13 protein-coding genes and 1 rRNA gene are annotated in these 13,956 nt (G+C 70.5%); 5 read left to right on the top strand and 9 right to left on the bottom strand.

Going from position 1 to position 13,956, the window contains the following annotated elements; translation table 11 throughout:
* Positions 1 to 87 (top strand): 5S ribosomal RNA (gene rrf, locus ABT296_RS37665); the annotation flags it as partial.
* Between the two features lie 64 nt (positions 88 to 151).
* Positions 152 to 724: a GNAT family N-acetyltransferase gene (locus ABT296_RS37660; protein ID WP_351934515.1), complete on the top strand. Its 573-nt coding sequence runs from the start codon at positions 152 to 154 to the stop codon at positions 722 to 724.
* 11 nt (positions 725 to 735) lie between these two features.
* Here the strand turns inward: ABT296_RS37660 and ABT296_RS37655 are convergent, their stop codons facing one another.
* The 7 genes from ABT296_RS37655 to ABT296_RS37625 all read right to left on the bottom strand — a co-directional run bounded on the left by ABT296_RS37655 (position 736) and on the right by ABT296_RS37625 (position 8,768).
* A complete protein-coding gene (locus tag ABT296_RS37655) occupies positions 736 to 2,205 on the bottom strand; it encodes a type IV secretory system conjugative DNA transfer family protein (RefSeq protein ID WP_351934513.1) in 1,470 nt (489 codons plus the stop codon).
* 12 nt (positions 2,206 to 2,217) lie between these two features.
* Complete coding sequence (locus ABT296_RS37650; protein WP_351934511.1) at positions 2,218 to 3,630, bottom strand: ATP-binding protein; 1,413 nt, start codon at positions 3,628 to 3,630, stop codon at positions 2,218 to 2,220.
* Positions 3,631 to 3,636: 6 nt separating this feature from the next.
* Positions 3,637 to 5,196, bottom strand: a complete 1,560-nt coding sequence (locus ABT296_RS37645) for an SCO6880 family protein (protein ID WP_351934509.1) — start codon at positions 5,194 to 5,196, stop codon at positions 3,637 to 3,639.
* The gene (locus ABT296_RS37640) at positions 5,193 to 6,503 is read right to left on the bottom strand and encodes a hypothetical protein (RefSeq protein ID WP_351934507.1); all 1,311 of its coding nucleotides are present in this window, start codon (positions 6,501 to 6,503) and stop codon (positions 5,193 to 5,195) included. The genes ABT296_RS37645 and ABT296_RS37640 overlap by 4 nt, the downstream gene beginning before the upstream one ends.
* A complete protein-coding gene (locus ABT296_RS37635; RefSeq protein WP_351934505.1) occupies positions 6,493 to 7,308 on the bottom strand; it encodes a hypothetical protein in 816 nt (271 codons plus the stop codon). Before ABT296_RS37635 ends, ABT296_RS37640 begins: the two co-directional genes overlap by 11 nt.
* Positions 7,309 to 7,469: 161 nt before the next feature.
* Positions 7,470 to 7,778, bottom strand: a complete 309-nt coding sequence (locus tag ABT296_RS37630) for a DUF8827 family protein (protein WP_019526682.1) — start codon at positions 7,776 to 7,778, stop codon at positions 7,470 to 7,472.
* A 396-nt stretch (positions 7,779 to 8,174) separates the two neighbouring features.
* Positions 8,175 to 8,768 carry a TetR/AcrR family transcriptional regulator gene (locus ABT296_RS37625; protein WP_351934503.1) on the bottom strand — a complete coding sequence of 198 codons (594 nt, stop codon included), beginning with the start codon at positions 8,766 to 8,768 and terminating at the stop codon, positions 8,175 to 8,177.
* Between the two features lie 62 nt (positions 8,769 to 8,830).
* On the opposite strand from ABT296_RS37625, the gene ABT296_RS37620 reads away from it, so the two are divergent.
* A complete protein-coding gene (locus ABT296_RS37620) occupies positions 8,831 to 9,736 on the top strand; it encodes an oxidoreductase (RefSeq protein ID WP_351934501.1) in 906 nt (301 codons plus the stop codon).
* Positions 9,737 to 9,769: 33 nt separating this feature from the next.
* On the opposite strand, the gene ABT296_RS37615 is transcribed toward ABT296_RS37620, so the two are convergent.
* Positions 9,770 to 10,114 (bottom strand): DUF1330 domain-containing protein, encoded by a 345-nt coding sequence (locus ABT296_RS37615; protein ID WP_351934499.1) that lies wholly within the window; start codon positions 10,112 to 10,114, stop codon positions 9,770 to 9,772.
* A gap of 212 nt (positions 10,115 to 10,326) precedes the next feature.
* On the opposite strand from ABT296_RS37615, the gene ABT296_RS37610 reads away from it, so the two are divergent.
* A complete protein-coding gene (locus ABT296_RS37610) occupies positions 10,327 to 11,349 on the top strand; it encodes a C40 family peptidase (protein ID WP_351934497.1) in 1,023 nt (340 codons plus the stop codon).
* Positions 11,350 to 11,553: 204 nt separating this feature from the next.
* The gene (locus ABT296_RS37605) at positions 11,554 to 12,264 is read left to right on the top strand and encodes a phosphatase PAP2 family protein (RefSeq protein WP_351934495.1); all 711 of its coding nucleotides are present in this window, start codon (positions 11,554 to 11,556) and stop codon (positions 12,262 to 12,264) included.
* A gap of 13 nt (positions 12,265 to 12,277) precedes the next feature.
* Here ABT296_RS37605 and ABT296_RS37600 read toward each other — a convergent pair whose 3' ends face one another.
* Entirely contained in the window at positions 12,278 to 13,822 is a 1,545-nt protein-coding gene (locus ABT296_RS37600) for an FAD-binding oxidoreductase (RefSeq protein WP_351934493.1), read from the bottom strand.
* Positions 13,823 to 13,956 lie beyond the last annotated feature (134 nt).

Here is a 13,956-nt window from a genome sequence, read left to right as displayed (position 1 = left end):
GGTTACATTCCGAACCCGGAAGCTAAGCCTCACAGCGCCGATGGTACTGCAGGGGGGACCCTGTGGGAGAGTAGGACACCGCCGAACAAATTTTGGGAAAACCCCGCACCTTATGGTGCGGGGTTTTCTGCGTTTTACTACCGTTGCCCTCATGAACGTTGGTAATGGGGAGCGATACGTCGTCCGGTCCGTGCGGCCCGAGGAATGGCCGGCGGTAAAGGAACTGAGGCTGGCCGCGCTGCAGGATCCCGCGGCACCGATCGCCTTTCTGGACACCTACGACAGTGCGGCCGCCAAGCCGGACGAGTTCTGGCAGGAGCGGACCCGGAGAGCCGCCGAGGGCGCCACCGCTGCACAGCAAGTCGTCGCCGAGGGCCCGGACGGGGCGTGGGTCGGGACGCTGACCGTACTGGTGGAAGAGGCCGGCACCACGGACTGGGCCGGGTTTCCGGTCGAGCGGAGGCAGGGGCATCTCGTCGGAGTCTTCATGCGGCCCGAGCACCGCGGCTGCGGGCTGACCGAGCTGCTCTTCGACGAGGCGCTGGAGTGGTCGTGGCGCCAAGGGCTTGAGCGGGTGCGGCTGATCGTGCACGAGGACAACGGGCGGGCCCAGGCCTTCTACCGTCGGCTCGGGTTCGAGCCGAGCGGGGTCACCGTACCGATGGAGGGGCAACCGGGAGCGTGGGAGCGGGAGTTCGTCTTCGAGAAGGGATCCCGCCAGTAGAACGGACGCGGTCAGACCGGTAGTTCGTCGTGCGGCCAGCGGGCGCGGGCCTGTTCCCGGGAGCGGAGCAGGGCCAGCGTCGGCAGGCCGCGGACCGTTCCGGTGGCCAGCAGCTCAGGGAGTTGGGGGAGCGGGGCCACGGCGGCGACGTCGTCGAGGACGAGCGTGAGTGGTGGGTCGAGGCGGCCGGAGGATGACCGTTCGGCCATGTGCCGGCCACGCTCGACCACGCTTGAGGCCAGGGCGGTGAGCAACGGCATCGCGCCCGGGTTTGTACGGGGATCCTCAATGGATTCGCCCACTAGGTAAAGCGTGCCCCCTTCGTTCACGAAGGAATCCAAGGCGAGTGCATCAGTTCGGTGGGGGGTGCACGCCTCACGGACGTTCACGGTGAACAGGGCCGACAGCGCACGGGTCGTCAACTGCTGTGCCATGTCGCGGCGTTCGGGGTGTGCGGTGAGCGCCGCTTCGAGTTCGCCGGCGGCACCCGGGGCCGCCTTGGGGCTGGTGCGCAGGATGCGGACGGCGTCCTGGAGCTGCGTTCCCTGGGACCAGCGGTGGACGTGGCGGATCGTGCGGCCGTCTATCGCGGCGGCGTGCAGAGCGCTGCGCAGGAGCGTTTCGGCGGTGTCGGCCGTCGCCTGGTCGATCTTGGCGGTGGGGCGCACGGGAGCCAGCAGTGCCGCCGCCCTCGCCGCGGCCGTCCCCTTGTCCTCGCAGCCCCTGGTCGGCGACCAGTGCAGGCGGGACGGGGTGTCGCAGAGGTGGGTGGGGTCGTAGAGGTGGACCGGGCCGAGTTTGGCGCGGGCGTCCTTGGTCTCCTGCCAGACGGCCGGGTCGGAGGTGATGACGAGGGCGGGCCCGTCGGCGTCGCGCACGGCCCGGACGGCGGTGGGGCGCCGGGTCTCCCGGGAGCCGTAGAGGACCGTGGGGCGGGTGGTGTCCCAGACGGGTTCCGGTTCGGGGACAGGGACGGGGACGGGGCGGGGCACCTCCCCGGCGGGCTCCTCCGGTGCCGGCTCCTCCCGGGTCGGGGGCAGCCGGACCGGAGTTCTCGGCGTCGGGACCTCGTGGACGGCCGGCTCCGGCGGTGCCGGGGACACGGGCGGCTCCTGGCGCCGTCGGGCCCGGACCGCGCGCCAGCGGGCCAGCGTGCCCATCACGAACACGGTCAGCACGATCAGCACCATCAACTGCCCGATGACCAGGCCCCAGAAGAGGCCGTACCCGGAGAGGTCGGCCGCGGGGGTGTCCGGCCAGGCGGCCGGCATGTCGTGCGGTGCGCCGAACAGCGAGCGCATGGCGAGCGGGGTGCGGGTGAAGGTGACGCCGGCCGGCCAGGAGCCGTGCGAGAGCAGGCCCGCGAGGCCGGTCGCCGTCCACACCAGCAGGGTCATGCCGAGGAGGAAAGCGAGCAGGGCCACCAGCAGCCCGTCGGGGATGCCGCCCGGAGTCTCCTGCCGCCGGTCGTCCGCACGCACCGATCCGTCCTCCTATGCCACCGTCGACTCGGAGTCGCCGAGGTGTTGTTCCACGAAGGCCGCCGCCCGTTCCTCCGCCTCCAGTTCGGCGGCGAGCAGGGCGTCGTCGCTGTGGTGGTCGGCGGAGGACTCGGTCATCGCCCGGTCGGTGAAGACCAACGGGCGTTCGGTCTCGGTGACCAGGTGTTTGACCACCTGGACATTGCCGTTGACGTCCCAGACGGCGATACCGGGGGTGAGCGTGGGGATGATCTCCACGGCCCACCTGGGCAGGCCGAGCACCCGGCCCGTCGCTCTCGCCTCGTCCGCCTTCTGGGCGTAGATCGTCCTGGTCGACGCCATCTTCAGGATGGCCGCGGCCTCCTTCGCCGCCGCGCCGTCCACGACGTCGGAGAGGTGGTGGACGACCGCCACGAAGGACAGACCCAGCCGGCGCCCGAACTTCAGCAGCCGCTGGAACAGCTGCGCCACGAACGGGCTGTTGATGATGTGCCAGGCCTCCTCGACCAGGAAGATGCGCTTCTTCCGGTCGGGGCGGATCCAGGTGTGCTCCAGCCACACGCCGACGATCGCCATCAGGATCGGCATGGCGATGGAGTTGCGGTCGATGTGGGACAGGTCGAAGACGATCAGCGGGGCGTCCAGGTCGATGCCGACCGTGGTCGGGCCGTCGAACATGCCGCGCAGGTCACCGTCGACCAGCCGGTCCAGGACCAGGGCGACGTCGAGGCCCCAGGCCCGTACGTCGTCTATGTCGACGTTCATCGCCTCCGCCGACTCCGGTTCGGGGTGGCGCAGTTGCTCGACGATGTCGGTGAGCACCGGCTGGCGTTCGACGATGGTCTCGTTGACGTAGGCGTGCGCGACCTTGAGCGCGAAGCCGGAGCGTTCGTCGAGGCCGTGGCCGAGCGCGACCTCGATGATGGTGCGCAGCAGGGCGAGCTGCCCGGTGGTGGTGATCGCCGGGTCCAGGGGGTTGAGCCGGATGCCGTGGTCCAGGGCGGCCATCGGGTCCAGCCGGATGGGAGTTATCCCCAGCTCCTGCGCGATGAGGTTCCATTCGCCGACGCCGTCCTCGCCCTGCGCGTCGAGCACGACGACCTGCCGGTCGCGGAAGCGCAGTTGGCGCAGGACGTACGTCTTCTCGAGCGCCGACTTGCCGTTGCCGGACTCGCCGAGGACGAGCCAGTGCGGGGCGGGCAGCTGCTGGCCGTACAGCTGGAAGGGGTCGTAGATGTAGCCCTTCCCGGAGTAGACCTCGCGGCCGATGATGACGCCCGAGTCGCCGAGGCCGGGGGCGGCCGTCGGCAGATAGACGGCCTGCGCCTGGCCCGTGGAGGTGCGCACGGGCAGCCGGGTCGTCTCGACCTTGCCGAAGAGGAACGAGGTGAAGGCGTCGGTGAGGATGGTCATCGGATCCCGCATGCGGCCCTACCTTCGAATGCCGGTGGCGAACGGGAGCGTGTTCACGAAGGCGCGATGGTGCTCGCGGTCGCACCACTCCAGCTTCAGGTACGACTTGCCGGCCGAGGCCCGGATGGTCCGCTTGTCGCGGGCCAGGGCCTCCGGGGAGCGGGAGGAGACGGTGATCCAGCCGACCAGGTTCACTCCGGCCGCACCGCTCGCCAGGTCCTCGCCGCGCTGGTCCAGGCGGTTGTGGGCGGCGATGTCGCGGGGGTCGACGGTGCGGTTCATCTTGGCGGCGCGGGAGGCCTCCGCCTCGTCGTTGGTCTTCTCCGTGAGCATGCGCTCGATGGCGATCTCGGTGGGTTCGAGGTCCATCGTGACGGCGACCGTGCGGATGACGTCGGGGGTGTGGACGAGCAGCGGGGCGAGGAAGTTGACGCCGACGGGGGTCATCGGCCACTCCTTCACCCAGGCCGTGGCGTGGCACCAGGGCGCGCGGGTGGAGGACTCGCGGGTCTTGGCCTGGAGGTAGTTGGGCTCCATCGCGTCGAGCTCGGCCGGCCAGGCGTTGCGCTTCGTCATCGCCTGGATGTGGTCGATCGGGTGGTCCGGGTCGTACATGGAGTGGATCAGCGAGGCCAGCCGGCCCTGTCCGAGCGGCTGCCGGACGCGGATGTCGGCCTCTTGGAGGCGCGAGCAGATGTCGGTCAGCTCACGAGCCATGACGACGGCGAGGCCGGCGTCCTTGTCGACCTTCCGGCCCTGCTGGGGACGGGCGGCACGCGCCATGGCGTGTGCCTCGGCGGCCAGTTCGCGCGTGTAGTGCATGCACGCGACGAGGTAGGCGCGGTGCTGCTCGCTGCTGGTGGACACCATCGACTGCAGCTGGTCGTACGACTGCTGGAGCCAGGGCAGCGACTTCTCGTCCCCGCGTACGGTGACGTCCTTGGCGTGGGCGTCGGGGTCCGCGGGGAGGGTGCGGGCGAGCATCTGGATGCGGGTGACGAAGCCGTCGCCGTTGGCGACGTGCTTGAGGAGCGTGCCGAAGCGGTCGACGAGCGCTTCCTGGTCCTCGGAGTCGCGCAGGCCGACGCCGGGGCCCTCGATCTCGATGGCCGCGGTGACGGTTCTGCGGTCCGCGTGGAGCAGTACGGCGATCTCGTCGGGGCCGAACGGGGCGGCGAGCCAGGTGATCCGGCCGATGCCCGGGGGCGGTCCGACCTCGATCTCCCGCCCGTCGATCCGGGTGCCGGCCTCCATGGCCGACGACCGGTAGACGGTGCCCTGGCGCACGGTGCGCTTGAAGCTGCGGTTGATCTCGAACCACTTGTAGAACGTCCGCCGCTTGTACGGCACGTAGACCGCGGCCAGCGCCACCATGGGGAAGCCCATCAGCAGCACGATGCGCAGGGACAGGACGGGGACGAGGAGCCCGCACATCATGCCGAGGAACGCGCCCGCGATGATGAGCGCGATCTCGCCGGTCTCTCGGTTCCGGCCGACGATCGCGTTCGGCCGGGCGCGGCCGATCAGATATGTACGGCGGGGCGTGACCGGATGGGACAGGTGGGACTCGGTCGTCAACGCCCTTCACCTCCCGTGCGGTTGGTACTGCTGTTGCGGGTGTTGCTGGCGTGCGGTGTGTTCACCGGGTTTGACCCGGACCTGGGCACGGGTGCGGCGGAGGGGACAGATCCGCCGCCTCCGTTCGCGGCACGGGAGCTGTGCGCGGCGACTCCGCCGGCCGCCTGGTTGGCGGGGCGGGCGCCGCCGGACTGGCCGCCGTTGTTGTCGGCCCGGGCGCTGTGGGTCTTGATGCCCTGTGCGACGAGGGTCGCGGGGGAGCTGATGACGGCGGCGGCCTTTCCTTCGGCGCCCTGCATGATGCGGTTGTTGCGGGAGCCCGCGAGTTCGTCGCCGAAGCCCGGGACGAAGCGGTAGATCATCGCCGAGGCGAAGATGGCGAGCAGGATGATGGCGAGGCCGGAGACGACGGCGGAGAAGGCGTCCGGGCCCTCGTCGGTCGACAGCGCGCCGGCCAGGCCCAGGACGATCACGATGACCGGCTTCACCAGGATCACCGCGATCATGATGCCCGCCCAGCGGCGGACGTGGCCCCACAGGTTCTTGTCGACCAGGCCGGCGTAGACGACCGTGCCCAGGAGGGCGCCGACGTACAGCAGGGCGGCGCGGATGACGAGCTCCAGCCAGAGGACTCCGGCGGCCAGGATGCTCACGAACGAGACCACGATCAGCATGATCGGTCCGCCGCCGATGTCCTCGCCCTTCTCCAGGGCGCCGGAGAAGGTGCCGAAGAACGTGTCCGTCTGGTCGCCGGTCGTCTTCGCCAGCACCTCGGAGACGCCGTCGGTGGCCGACACGACCGTGTACAGGATGAGCGGGGTGAACGCGGACGCCAGCACGGTCAGCCAGAGGAACCCGATCGCCTCGCTGATCGCGGTGGTCAGCGGCACGCCCCGGACGGCACGCTTGGCGACCGCCAGCAGCCACAGCAGGAGCGTGAGGATGGTCGACGCCGCGAAGACGACCGCGTACTGCTGGAGGAACTTGGGGTTGGTGAAGTCGACGTTCGCGGTGTCCTTCACGGCCTCGCTGAGCTTGTCGACGGTCCATGCGGCGGCGTCGGCACAGCCCCTTGCCAGGGAGGAGAGGGGGTCGAGGGCGGAGGTGGGGTCGAGGGTGGTGGAGCCGCCGCCTCCGCCTCCGCCGTCGCTTTCGCAGTAGTCCTTGGCGGGGCCGCGGATCAGGTCGCAGGGGTCGTCGCTGTCGGTCGGTTGCGGAGTGGGCGCGGCGACGGCTTGGGCGGCCAGTAGTACGACGGTGGCTTGGACGCCGGTGGCGACGGCGAGGAAGCGGTGGCTAGCGCGCATAGGTGAACCCTCCGAACTCCTCGACAGCCTTCGTCATGTCGTCGGCGGCGGAAGCCCTCTGGTCGCGCCCGACCGGAACGGGACCGTCCTTCTGCTGGAAGTCGGTGACTCTCCAGTCGTTGTCGATCCACTTCAGCTGGTACGTCGTCGTGTACCAACTCTCGGTGACCGGGTTCTTCGAGCTGTCGCCGGAGAGGCCGAAGAGCGACGTGTACCAGACCTCGACCGTGGCGGCCTCAGAGCTGGTGGAGGTGGCCTTCGTGCCGACCGGGACGACTCGTGAGATGAAGGTCTGACCCTGCGGTGCGGTGCCGTCCTTGTTGAGGCCGATGTTGGTCAGGAACTCCTCGCTGGAGTAGGCGCTGTCCAGATCCGCCTGCCGGCTCGCGGCGACATCAGGTGCGTAGATGCTGTCGACGATCTCGTGTCGCCTGGCTGTGTTGAACATGTCCACTGAGCCGAGCGTCACGGAGTAGTTCGCCGCCGCGCTCTGCGCCCCCTGCTCGTCCTGGGCGAAGCCCGAGGTGACCGGGCGTTCGCCCGTGGGCGCCGTGGGGGACGTCTTCGGTTTGTCCTCGGCTCCGTCGCCGGCTGCGGAATCGTCTCCTCCGCGGTTCGCGAAGGCGATCGCCGCGATGAGGAGGACGACCACGCCGACCACCGTGACCAGGCTCCGGGACGACGAACGCCCGCCTCTGCGCGCGCCCTCGTACCCGTCGCCGCCGCTCTCCGGCAGCCGGGTCCTGGTCTGGCCCGTGCCGCCGTAGCCGCTGTCGCTGTCCCGCTCGTCTCCGAAGAAGCTCATCCCGCGTACGCCCCCTCGCCGCCGTGGCCGTGGAAGTACGACGGTAGCCGTGCTGGTTCCCGCGCGGGCGCGGTGTGGTGACTCGACATCAGGGAAACGCAACCTCAGCCGGTGGGCACGACGGGGTGGGTGGGAGACGGGGACGGGAGTCGTGGGTGTGGCTACACGGCCATGCCGTACACGATCGTGAAGAGCGTGCCGAGTGATCCGATGATGAACACGCCCGTCAGGCCCGCGATGATGAGGCCCTTGCCCTGTTCCGCGCTGAAGGTGTCGCGGAGGGCGGTGGCGCCGATGCGCTGCTTGGCGGCGCCCCAGATGGCGATCCCGAGGCAGAGGAGGATGGCGACCGCCATCACGACCTCGATCATCACCTTTGCCTCGTTGCCCAGGCTGCCGAAGGGGCCCCAGTCAGGAGCGATCCCTCCGATGATGGTGTTGATGTCTCCCTCGTCGGCCGCAAAGAGCATGTAAGTCACCGCCCCTGTTAGGTAGTTCCACTTCCTCTGTCGTAGCGCAGAGGTCAGGCCTCATTGTCGCTGACAATCACGCCGTCGTATGTCGACTTGACGTCATTGATTGGCGGGTTTCGTACGAATAGCTGGTCGCCGTCCCGTGCCGGACCCCGTCGGGGAGCGTGGAGCGGTATACGAGGGATCGTATGGTCACTCTGTGTATCACGGCTGGTCACACCGGGCAACGAAGCTGGAGCGGAACCTGTCGTGTGGTTCCGTCGTTAGCCCTCCTCGCGGCTTGTTCGCCGTGCGGGGAAGGTTTCTGACGGCCGGTCGGGTGACGGGTCGCGTCGATGTTCTCCGGGTGAAGGCTACCTTCCGCCGTCCGTGCCGCTCCGGGGCCCGGCGGCGTCAGCGGGGCCGGAGGCCGTGCAGGAGGTTGTGGACCAGGTCCTCGACGCCCTCCAGGGCCGCCTCGGGCGGGATCATGCCGCTGGCCGTGAAGGAGGCCAGGCCGTGCAGGCTCGCGCCCGTGGTGAGGGTGAGGTGGGCCGGGTCGCCCGCGATGATCTCGCCGCGCCCCTGGGCGTCCTCGAGTACCCGCTCCAGGGCGCCGATCGTGCGGTCGATCGCCGCCGCCATCTGTTCGTGGGCGTCCGGGTCGTGCTTGCGGGCGTACATCAGCTCCAGCAGTTCGCCGTTGTCCAGGGCGAAGCGGAGATAGGCGCGGGCCAGCGCGGTCAGCCGGGGTTCGAGGGGGAGGGCGGGGTCGTCGGCGGCCTGGAGGCTCTGCGCCAGGCGGTCGTAGCCGGCCAGGGCGAGGGCGTTGAGCAGGGCCTGCTTGTCCTTGAAGTGGCGGCCGGGCGCGGCGTGGCTGACGCCCGCCTCGCGGGCCAGTTCGCGCAGCGAGAGTGCGGTGACGCCCTTCGTCCGCAGGGTGCGTTCCGCCCCGGCGAGCAGGGTGGAGCGCAGGTCTCCGTGGTGGTAGGGGCGGCTCTCGGGCATGGGCACATCGTAACCTCATGTTGTCATTGACAGCATTGTTGGCGACGTCTACATTCGGAACCATGACCGAGACGCGGAAGTGGAACGAGACCGATCTGCCCGATCTGCACGGCCGTACGGCCGTCGTGACCGGTGCCAACAGCGGCATCGGGCTCACCGCCGCCCGTGCGCTGGCCGGGGCGGGCGCCCATGTCGTCCTCGCGGTACGGGACACCGAGCGCGGCCGGGCCGCCGCGGCCACCGTCGCCGGCAGCACCGAGGTGCGGCGGCTGGACCTGGCCGATCTGGCGTCCGTACGGGAGTTCGCCGCCGCCTGGGACGGGCCGCTGGAGCTGCTGATCAACAACGCGGGGGTGATGATGATCCCGCCGCGGCGGACCCGGGACGGCTTCGAGATGCAGTTCGGCACCAACCACCTCGGGCACTTCGCCCTGACGAACCTGCTGCTCCCGCACCTCACCGGCCGCGTCGTCACCGTCTCCTCGGCCGCGCACCGCTGGGGCGACGGCGCGATCCACTTCGACGACCTGGACTCTGCGGCGAAGTACCACCCCCGGCACGCCTACGGACAGTCCAAGCTGGCGAACCTGCTCTTCACGCTGGAACTCCAGCGCCGGCTCACGGAGTCCGGCTCCCGGGTGCGCGCGCTGGCGGCCCACCCCGGGTACTCGGCCACCAACCTCCAGAGCCACGCCGCGAGCCGGGTGGAGCGGTTGGGGATGCGGATCTCCAACCGGTTCGTCGCGCAGAGCGACCGCGCGGGCTGCCTGCCCACCCTGTACGCCGCCACCCAGGACCTCCCCGGCGCCAGTTACGTCGGACCCGACGGCGTCGGCGAGTGGCGGGGCGCGCCGACGCTGGTGAGCCGCTCCCGCGCGGCGAGCGATCCGGCGACCGCCCGGCGTCTGTGGACGGTCTCCGAGGAACTCACCGGCGTGCGGTGCCCGTTGGCGGCCCAGGTGGTCTGAGGCCGGCCGGGACTGGGGTCCGTCAGGAGGGCCCTAGGACGGCAGCGCGTCGCGCAGGGCCTTCGCCGTCGTGGCCGGGTCGTAGTCCCCCGGCACGCCCTCGACCAGGATGATGTCGCCCTCGATGTGCCGGGAGCGCAGGGGGGCGATCTCCCGGTAGGCGGGGGAGTCCCACCACCGGCGGGCGTCCTCGATCCCGGGGAAGGCGATCATCACCACGTTCCCGGCCCAGTCGCCCTCCACGGTCTCGTGCTCCCGTCCGTGCACCAGGAACCGGCCGCCGTGCGGCTCGAAGGTGGCGGTGACGCGCTCGATGTACTCGGCGACCTCCGGGTGCGGGGTGACCTTGCGGAGATGGGCGATGGCGTAGGCCGTCATGACGGGGAACGTCCTTCCGGTCGGCTCGGGCGGGCTCCTTGCGTGTCCGATCGTGGCATCGATGGTCGCCGGGGGCGATGACCTGTCGGGTAATGGGGTGCGCCCACCCCGGGCTTCCCCGTGGTGGCCGGTTTCCGAGACGCCGTCACAACAGCCCCGGTTGCACCGGATTTCGTGGGGGAAGCTCCTACACTGGCGCGGGCGGAATCCCGGTGGGCGAGGGGCGGTTGACGGTGCGTAAGGCATGGATCGTGGCGGGTGGCGCTGTCGCGGCGGGGCTCGGCTTCGTGATGCTGCTCGTCGTCGGGGTGTACCTCGTCGCCGGGAACCTGGCGGGCGGCATCGGCGGCGGGGCCAAGGCGCTCGCCAAGGGGGCCGTGCCCGCCGCGTACCAGACGCTCGTGCAGAAGTGGGGCAACCTCTGCCCCGCCATCAACCCCGCGCTGCTCGCCGCCCAGCTCTACCAGGAGAGCGGCTTCAACCCCAGGGCCCAGAGCCCGGCGGCCGCGCAGGGGATAGCGCAGTTCATCCCCGGCACCTGGGCCACCCACGGCATCGACGGTGACGGCGACGGCGACCGGGACGTGTGGGACCCGCAGGACGCCATCCCCTCGGCCGCCTCCTACGACTGCGAACTCGCCTCCTACGTCAAGGACGTGCCCGGCGACCCGACGAAGAACATGCTCGCCGCCTACAACGCGGGCGCTTACGCGGTCATCAAGTACGGAGGTGTGCCGCCGTACCGTGAGACCCAGAACTACGTGAAGACGATCACCACGCTGGAGGCGAGCTTCGCCGCGCCCGTCGGGCGGGTCGATCCCTCCGAGCAGGCCGCCGGGGCGATCTCCTACGCGCAGAAGAAGCTCGGCACGCTCTACCTGTGGGGCGGGGACGGCACCGCCGAGGACGGCGGGCGGTTCGACTGCTCCGGGCTGACCAAGGCCGCGTACGAAAGTGTCGGGATTTCGCTGCCCCGGGTGGCCAACGACCAGTACAACGCGGGCCCCCATCCGGCCCGCGACGAACTGCTCCCCGGGGACCTGGTGTTCTTCTCCGACGACCTCACCAACTCCCGGGCCATCCGCCATGTCGGGATTTATGTCGGCGGCGGCTACATGATCGACGCCCCGAGGACCGGCGCGAGGATCCGGTTCGACCCCATCGACACCCCCGACTACTTCGGTGCGACCCGCGTGACGGAGGATGGCGCGAAAGCGCTCCCCACCGATGTGTGAACACAGCGTGAGCCCACCCCCTGAGCTGCAACGATGTATCTCTCTTCGATAACGTCTGCGTGATCATTCCGTGGAGTGTGGAACGTATCAACGGGGGTCGTGCGTTCCTGTTGGCGTAGCCGATCGCGGTTCTACGACCACGGGGGTGGCACAGCGGCGCGCGCAACTGGCGTGCCGGAGAGACGACGAAGGGGCCTCAGCATCATGGCTGGACTCGCCGCATCAGGGTCGAACCCCGACGTCGAGCTGCTCTACGACATCAATGGCCTGGCCAAGGACGCCCCGCCGTGGTTCGACCGGGTCATGGAGTACGTCGGCGAGTACGGCCTGCTCCTCGCCGTGGTGCTGCTCGTGCTGTGGTGCTGGTGGTCGGTGCGCAGGCGTGGTGATCAGGACGCCGCCTCCTCCGTCGCCGCGCTGGTGTGGGCGCCGCTCGCGGCCGCGGTCGCGGTCCTGGTGAACGTCCCGATACGGGGCTTCGTGGAGCGGCCCCGGCCCTTCCTGGACCATCAGGGGCTCGAGGTCCTGGTCTCCGGCAAGACCGACTTCTCCTTCGTCAGCGACCACGCCACGATCACCATGGCCATGGGCGTCGGGCTCTTCGTCGCCAACCGGAAGTTCGGGCTCGTCGGCATCGCCCTCGGCCTCATGGAGGGCTTCTGCCGCGTCTACATGGGCGTGCACTACCCCACCGACGTCATCGGCGGCTTCGCGCTGGGCACGGCGGTGACCCTGCTGCTCTCGCCGGTCGCCACGGCCCTGCTCACCCCGCTGATGAAGGCGATCGAGCGCTCCCCGCGCGCCGGTGTGCTGATCCGCTCCCGCAAGGCCCCCTCGTACGACGGCCGGGGCGCGATCGTCCCGGGCGGCCGCGCGGAGAGCGCCGGCGCCGAGGAGCGGGACCTGGCCGCCTGAGCACGGCCGCCGCTCACAGCGCCTGGGGGTAGGTGAAGAACCCCTTCGGGTCGTACCGCTTCTTCAGGCGGGCCAGCCGCGGTGCCGCGTCCCCGTAGTACGCCCCGCGCCAGTCCTTCAGGTCCGGGTCCGTGTAGTTCTGGTAGGCCGCACCCGAGGCGTAGGGCCGCATCGCCGCGTGCGTCTCGGTCAGCCAGGAACGGGCCGTGGCGCCGCCGGTGCCGGCCCGCCAGGCGGCGATGTACTGGGCCAGCATCCGCGAGCGGCGGTGGACGAACGCCGTCGCCGTGGGGTCGACGCGGTTGACCGCGCCGCCGAGCGCCGTCAGCGCGATGCTGCCGGTGCCGCCGCGGACCGACCTGATTCCGGCCAGCAGGGCCCCGATGCCCGCCGGGGAGAGCGAGCGGTCGAAGAAGTCCGACTTCGCGGCGTACGTCTCGCGGCGCAGGGCGCCCTGCGGGGAGCGGCCCGGGGTGGTGCCGGGGAGGTGGCACTGGGCGTCCGTGGTGAACGCGGAGCAGCCCGCGTACAGCTCCATCGACTCCTCGTAGGAGCGGCGGCGCAGGGAGACGCTGGTGGCGGAGGCGCCGATGCGGTCCGCCAGGCGGTCCACGGCGTTCTGGAGTTCGCCGTAGGTGCCGAGGGAGAAGGCGGCGACGGAGACCGTGGGGGTGCCGCCCGCCGCGTTCCCCAGGTGGCAGGACGACCAGATCTCGTCCGGCTGGGACGGGCCCCACTCCTGCCACGCCCGCAGGACGGCCGCCGCTCTCTGCCAGGGCCAGGACATGTACGCCGTGACGGCCTGGGGGGCGGGGTGGGTCCTGAACCGCAGTTCGGTGACGACGCCGAAGTTGCCGTTGCCCGCGCCGCGCAGGGCCCAGAAGAGGTCCTTGTTGGTGCGGGCGTCGGCGGTGAGCTGCTTGCCGTCGGCGGTGACGAGGGTGGCGCCGGTGAGGCTGTCGCAGGTCAGGCCGTAGGCGCGGGAGACGACTCCGTGGCCGCCGCCGAGGGTGAGGCCGGAGATGCCCACCGTGGGGCAGGAGCCGGCGGGGATCGTCGCGCCCTTCGCGGCGAGGGTGCGGTAGACGTCTATGAGTTTGGCTCCCGCGCCCATGGTCGCGGTGCCGTTCGCCGTGCGGACCTGGTTGAGCCTTGAGACGTCGATGATCAGGCGGTTGTCGCCGGAGGACCAGCCTGCGTAGGAGTGGCCGCCGTTGCGGATCGCTACGCGGAGGTTGTGGGCCTTGGCGTAGGCGAGGGTGGTGCGGATGTCTTCCTGGTGGGCCACGTAGGCGACGGCCGCGGGCTTCAGGGTGTCGAAGCGGGTGTTGTAGAGCTGGTGGGCTGTTGGCCAGGTGGTGTCGCCGGGGCGGAGCAGGGGGCCGTCGAGGGTTTGGGCGAGGGCTGACCAGGTGGGGGTTGTTGTCCTGGTCTTGGTGCGGGTCGGGGGGCGGGGCGTTGGCTTTTCCTTGGCGGTCGCGGGGTCTGTGGCTGTGCAGGCGGCCGTGGTGGCTGTGATGGCGGCTGTGCCGCTGGTCATGAAGGTGCGCCGGTCCATGTCGCCTCCCGTGGGTTCCATGGAACGAGACGGGGGTGTGGGGGTGGGGGTTCCGTCGGGGGTGCGCGCCGAGGGGTTGTCGCCCCCGCCGCCCCTTCCCGTCCCGACCCCGGGGGCTGCGCCCCCGGACCCCC

The organism is Streptomyces sp. NPDC000983, from assembly GCF_040299205.1.
GTDB lineage: Bacteria > Actinomycetota > Actinomycetes > Streptomycetales > Streptomycetaceae > Streptomyces.
The sequence above is the reverse complement of the archived record's forward strand: the minus strand, read 5'-3'. Positions and strand labels throughout refer to the sequence as shown.